Origin of the sequence: Geobacillus sp., assembly GCF_017515625.1 — a bacterium.
Classification (GTDB): Bacteria; Bacillota; Bacilli; order Bacillales; family Anoxybacillaceae; genus Geobacillus; species Geobacillus stearothermophilus.
The window spans coordinates 1-5,369 of sequence record NZ_JAFWFM010000154.1; the positions used below are offsets into that span (position 1 = coordinate 1).

Sequence of the window (5,369 nt, forward strand, 5' to 3'; positions counted from 1 at the left end):
ATGACTAAACAGTCATTCCAAATTTGAGCCGATATTCGGTTGCATTCGAATAATCGATCGATATCTTTTTTTGATGTTTGAAAAGGTATTTTGACCGTTCGATACATCCTTTCACCTCCTTACTTATAATATAAAATAAAAATATGAATAATCGAAAATCTATATTCTTTTTTCATCGATTCTCCCATTTTTTTACTTTTTTGATCAAAAGTAAAAAAAGGACGCCGCGTATCCCCCGCCTACGCTTCGCTTAGAGGCGGGGGACTTGCGGCGTATGGGTTGTTAAAAAAACGCCGGGGTTTCGTCGCTGCCCCGGCGTTCATGGCATCAAAAGGCGATTTTTTCCTCTAAAAAGGCTTTGAGCTCCCCAATCGGCAGCCGCACTTGCTCCATCGTGTCGCGGTCGCGCACGGTCACTTGGCCGTCTTGTTCAGACTCGAAATCGTATGTGATGCAAAACGGCGTGCCGATTTCATCTTGGCGGCGGTACCGCTTGCCGATCGAGCCGGTTTCGTCATAGTCGACCATGAAATGTTTCGCCAGCTCTTCATAAATGCGGTGCGCCCCGTCCGCGAGCTTTTTCGACAGCGGCAAGACAGCCGCTTTGTACGGCGCAAGCGCCGGATGCAAGTGCATCACCGTTCTCGTCGTGCCGTCTTCCAGCTCTTCTTCGTCATAGGCGTCGATCATAAACGCCAGCGTGACGCGGTCAGCGCCAAGCGACGGCTCAATGCAGTACGGGATGTAGCGCTCGTTCGTTTCTTGGTCGAGATAATGGAAATCCTCGCCCGAGTATTCCATATGCCGCTTCAAATCGTAATCCGTGCGCGACGCGATGCCCCACAGCTCGCCCCAGCCGAACGGGAAATGGTACTCGATGTCCGTCGTGGCGTTGCTGTAGTGGGACAACTCTTCTTTCGCATGGTCGCGCAGGCGGATGTTATCCTCCTTCATGCCGAGCGACAGCAGCCAGTCCTTGCAAAACTGTTTCCAATAGTCAAACCATTGCAGCTCCTCACCGGGCTTGCAGAAAAACTCGAGCTCCATCTGTTCGAATTCGCGCGTGCGGAACGTGAAGTTGCCCGGCGTAATCTCGTTGCGGAAGCTTTTGCCGATTTGCGCGATGCCAAACGGCAATTTTTTGCGCATCGTGCGCTGGACGTTTTTGAAGTTGACGAAAATGCCTTGCGCTGTCTCTGGACGCAAATAAATTTCGTTGGCGCTCGACTCGGTGACGCCTTGGTACGTTTTAAACATTAAGTTGAACTGGCGCACGTTCGTGAAATCGCGGCTGCCGCATTCCGGGCAGGCGATGTCGTATTCCTTGATGAGTTCATCCATCTTGGCCAGCGGCAACCCGTCAACGATCATCTCGATCCCTTTTTCCTCGAGCGCCTTCTCAATCAGCTTGTCGGCGCGGTGGCGCGCTTTGCACTGTTTGCAGTCGACCATCGGATCGTTGAAGTTGCCTAAGTGACCGGACGCTTCCCACGTTCTCGGGTTCATTAAAATGGCGGCGTCAAGCCCGACGTTGTACGGTGACTCTTGGACGAACTTTTTCCACCACGCCCGTTTGATGTTGTTTTTCAGCTCGACGCCAAGCGGGCCGTAATCCCATGTGTTCGCCAGCCCTCCGTAAATTTCCGACCCCGGAAACACGAAGCCGCGATGCTTGGCATGTGCGACGATTTCTTCCATTGTGACAGCCATCGTGTTCATCCTCCTTCAATGTGATGTCCACCAATCAAAAACGCCCTCGCCCCTAGGCCTTGTGCCTAGGGACGAGAGCGTAGCTCCCGCGGTTCCACCCTAGTTGATGCGCAAATCACGCATCCCCTTTTTGCCATTTCCGCTCCGGACTGCCGTTTCATTAACCGTCTTCACCGGGCTCCCACCGCCCCCGGCTCGCTTGGGAAGAGAGGGTTAACTACTATTGATCCGTCATCGCGATCCATATATGATTTTGTCCACTATCATAGCAAACCAGAAAGACCTATGTCAATGGTCGCTCGCATTTTTTTGCGCCCAAAACCGCGACACGACGGGCTTCCCGTCCCAGATGACTTCGCTTTTCGCCCGGCGCTTCGCGACTTCCGGCTCGTCAAGCAAGAGCCAAAAATTTTTCATCGGCAAGTCCCCAAGCCCATGCTTCTCACACAGCCGCCGCAAATATTGGCGCCGCTTGTCGTTCATATGTCGCGACACGTTGTCGCCGTCCGGGCTGAACGCGTACAACACGGTCGCCGCCGCGACACGGGCGACGCGACAGACGACCGCCGCGCGCAAAAAGAAGTCCCAATCCCAATAATGGTGAACGGACGGGTCAAAATCGCCGATGTTGTCATGAAGCGCCTTCCGATAAACGCTCCCGGACGGCACATACGTCGAAAACGTACGCATCGCCTCCAAATCATACTCATAAGCAAACAAAAACCGTGCCGACGGGATGCGTCGGTCGTTTTCGGTTCGATACTGAACAATTTCCGCATCGGCATAGGCAAAATCGGCGTCACGAAGCGCTGTGACCATCCGTTCGAGATGGCACGGCAACACGAGGTCATCGTCGTCGCAAAGCATGATGAATTCGCCGCGCGCCGCCTTGACGCCTTCGTTGCGGGCGGCGACATGTCCTTCGTTGTCGCGGCGGTCGATGAGACAGATGTCAAGCTCTGGATACAAGGCGGCGACATCATGAACGGGGATGCCGCCGTCATTGACAATGATCACCTCAAAATGGCGGTATGTCTGCCGGCTCAACGCCTCGAGCAGCTCGGCAAGCGGATACGGGCGATTGTACGTCGGGATGACGACCGATACGAACGGGCGCAAGGAATCCACCGCCTCTCTTCATGATCCGAACAAAAAAGGGCTTACCCTTAAGGTATAGCCCTCCGTTTGATTTGTCAACTTAAGCGAGCTCTTGCTGCTTCGTCTCTTTGCCGAGGACGGCGACAGAAAGAACGGCGACAAGAACAGCGAGGCAAAACAGCGTGAAAATGGCCGTCACCGACACCCCTTGGGCGACAAGCGAGCCGACCAACAGCGGGCCGAAAATGCCGCCGATGCGGCCAAACGCCGCCGCCATGCCGGCGCCGGTCGCACGGATCGATGTCGGATACTGCTCCGGCGTATACGCATACAGCGCTCCCCAAGCGCCGAGGTTGAAAAACGACAAGAAAATGCCGGATGCCATCAGCCCGACGAGCGACTCGGCCGTGCCGAAAAAGTAAGCGCTCAATGCGGTGCCAAGCAAGTACGTGACCAAGACAAATTTCCGCCCCGCCCGCTCGATCAGCCATGCGGCGCTGAAATAGCCGGGCAATTGCGCCAGCGTCATGATGAGCACATATTCAAAGCTTTTAATTAAGCTGAATCCTTTCATGACCATGACGCTTGGCAGCCATAAAAACATGCCGTAATACGAGAAAACGACACAAAACCAAAGGATCCAAAGCATGACCGTCTCTTTCCGATAAGGAGCGGACCATACGTGGACGATGTTTTTCCATACCGTCTCTTCTTTTCTTACAGCCGCAAACCGCGGCGAATCAGGCAGACGGAGGCGCAAATAGATCGCATACAGCGCCGGGATCGCCGCCAGCCATAACGCCGTCCGCCAGCCGTAAGCCGGAATGACAAAATAGGAAATGAGCGCCGCCAGCAGCCAGCCGCCGGCCCAAAAGCTTTCAAGCAGCACGACAGCCCGGCCGCGATCCTTAGCTGGCACCGCTTCTGAGACGAGCGTTGACGCGACCGGCAGCTCGCCGCCAAGTCCCATGCCGATCAAAAAGCGGAGCGCCAAACACGCCGCCAACGTCGTCGTCAGCGCCGACAGCCCACTGCCAAGCGAGAACAGCAACAATGTGAAAATAAAAACGTTTTTCCGCCCGATCCGGTCCGCAAGCAATCCGAACACGAGCGCCCCGACCGCCATGCCGATCGAGTTGACGCTGCCGATCCAGCCGACTTGGCCGGCCGTCAAATTCCAGTCTTTTTGCAAGGCCGCCATCAAAAACGACAACATGCCGACATCCATCGCGTCAAACAGCCAGCCAAGGCCGGCTATGCCTAACAGCTTGCGCTGGGAAATCGCGGTTTGGTTCATGTGTATCTTCCTATCATTATTAGTGTAAAGACATATTCATTATAAAAGAAAATCATTGGCCTGTGCACTATACGGTTGATAATTTTTGCGAAAAATCAGCTCGAAGCCTTGAATAACAGGATCAAACACCAACATCGCGATCCAGCCATCGTTCCATGGTTGGAACAAAAAGTTCGGCTAAAATCAGCTGCCATGCTTTTCATGATAGGCGCCAGTACAACCTTTTGGCAAAGCATCAAATCCTTTCTTCGTTCCCTCGTTCATGATGTTGATTTCGACCTCACATTTCGCACCCTTCCGACGAAAATCGGGAGGATTTTTTCGTTCCGATGTCGAATGAATCCTTGACACACAAGGAAAGTGAAGGAGTTTTTCTCTCATGGATGTGCAAGTCGAATCGGTCTATCGCAATTCTTATTTGAATATCATAAGTGCTCTATTCAAAAAACTGGGTTTCCCCCAATCGATTGACCATCTCGTTCCCGTCGATCCGCAGTGCCAGACTCGAGTCAACGATGCCGTTCAAGCCATTCTCTACAATGTGTTTGACGGCCGGCAAGCCCTCGTTCACTTGGAACAATGGGGGCACACGATCGACCTGGAGAAACTCATCCGTTCCGGGCTCCATCCTTCCCAGTTGAATGACGATGCGTTGACCCGTCATCTCGATCGTCTGTATGAGGCCGGCATTTACCGCGTCTTTCAGCGCCGGGTGCGTCCGTTCATGACTCCCGAACACCCGTTGAAGGGTCCTGGAGGCCGCAAGCTGACCCGTCCGACGGGACAGGCGATTTTTCAGCTGTTTCCATACGTGAACGTCGTCCTGTTCAAGCTGCCGGATGGACGCATCCAACGCTCACTGGATCGCTCCCTCACCCCGGATCAGCGAAGGATTCTGCAGGGATTGGGCATGGATGAGAGCATTTACGTGTAACGTGATACGGAACGACCAGATATGGTAAAAAAAGGATTTCCATCACTCGTTGTGTTGGTCGGAAAGTTATTCTAAAAAACGAAATAAAAAATCCTTTCTTTCAACCCTGTTAGGGTGCGAAATGTGAGTACTAATATGGGTTATATGAACTTTTTGTGAACGACAAATTGCGACATACTTTTACTTTTTTAACCTTTTATACTGTAGATGAGCAAATTCACTGACATAAATTGACAACTAAACAAAAAAGGAGACATGAACCGGACTCCTTGGGTAAAATAGATGTGCTCAAAACCCATTCACACAAGGAGGTTCATGTCTCATGAATAG

At 52.7% G+C, this 5,369-nt stretch carries 4 protein-coding genes; 1 reads left to right on the forward strand and 3 read right to left on the reverse strand.

Going from position 1 to position 5,369, the window contains the following annotated elements:
* Positions 1 to 327: 327 nt before the first annotated feature.
* The 3 genes from IKE44_RS09275 to IKE44_RS09285 all read right to left on the reverse strand — a co-directional run bounded on the left by IKE44_RS09275 (position 328) and on the right by IKE44_RS09285 (position 4,105).
* Positions 328 to 1,710 carry a glycine--tRNA ligase gene (locus IKE44_RS09275; RefSeq protein ID WP_033004942.1) on the reverse strand — a complete coding sequence of 461 codons (1,383 nt, stop codon included), beginning with the start codon at positions 1,708 to 1,710 and terminating at the stop codon, positions 328 to 330.
* A 288-nt stretch (positions 1,711 to 1,998) separates the two neighbouring features.
* Positions 1,999 to 2,829, reverse strand: coding sequence for a glycosyltransferase family 2 protein (locus IKE44_RS09280; RefSeq protein ID WP_121678363.1), 831 nt, complete (start codon positions 2,827 to 2,829; stop codon positions 1,999 to 2,001).
* 79 nt (positions 2,830 to 2,908) lie between these two features.
* Positions 2,909 to 4,105, reverse strand: coding sequence for an MFS transporter (locus IKE44_RS09285; protein ID WP_287465712.1), 1,197 nt, complete (start codon positions 4,103 to 4,105; stop codon positions 2,909 to 2,911).
* Positions 4,106 to 4,484: 379 nt separating this feature from the next.
* Between IKE44_RS09285 and IKE44_RS09290 the strand changes: the two genes are divergently transcribed.
* Positions 4,485 to 5,039, forward strand: coding sequence for a DUF4277 domain-containing protein (locus IKE44_RS09290; protein WP_080985723.1), 555 nt, complete (start codon positions 4,485 to 4,487; stop codon positions 5,037 to 5,039).
* Positions 5,040 to 5,369 lie beyond the last annotated feature (330 nt).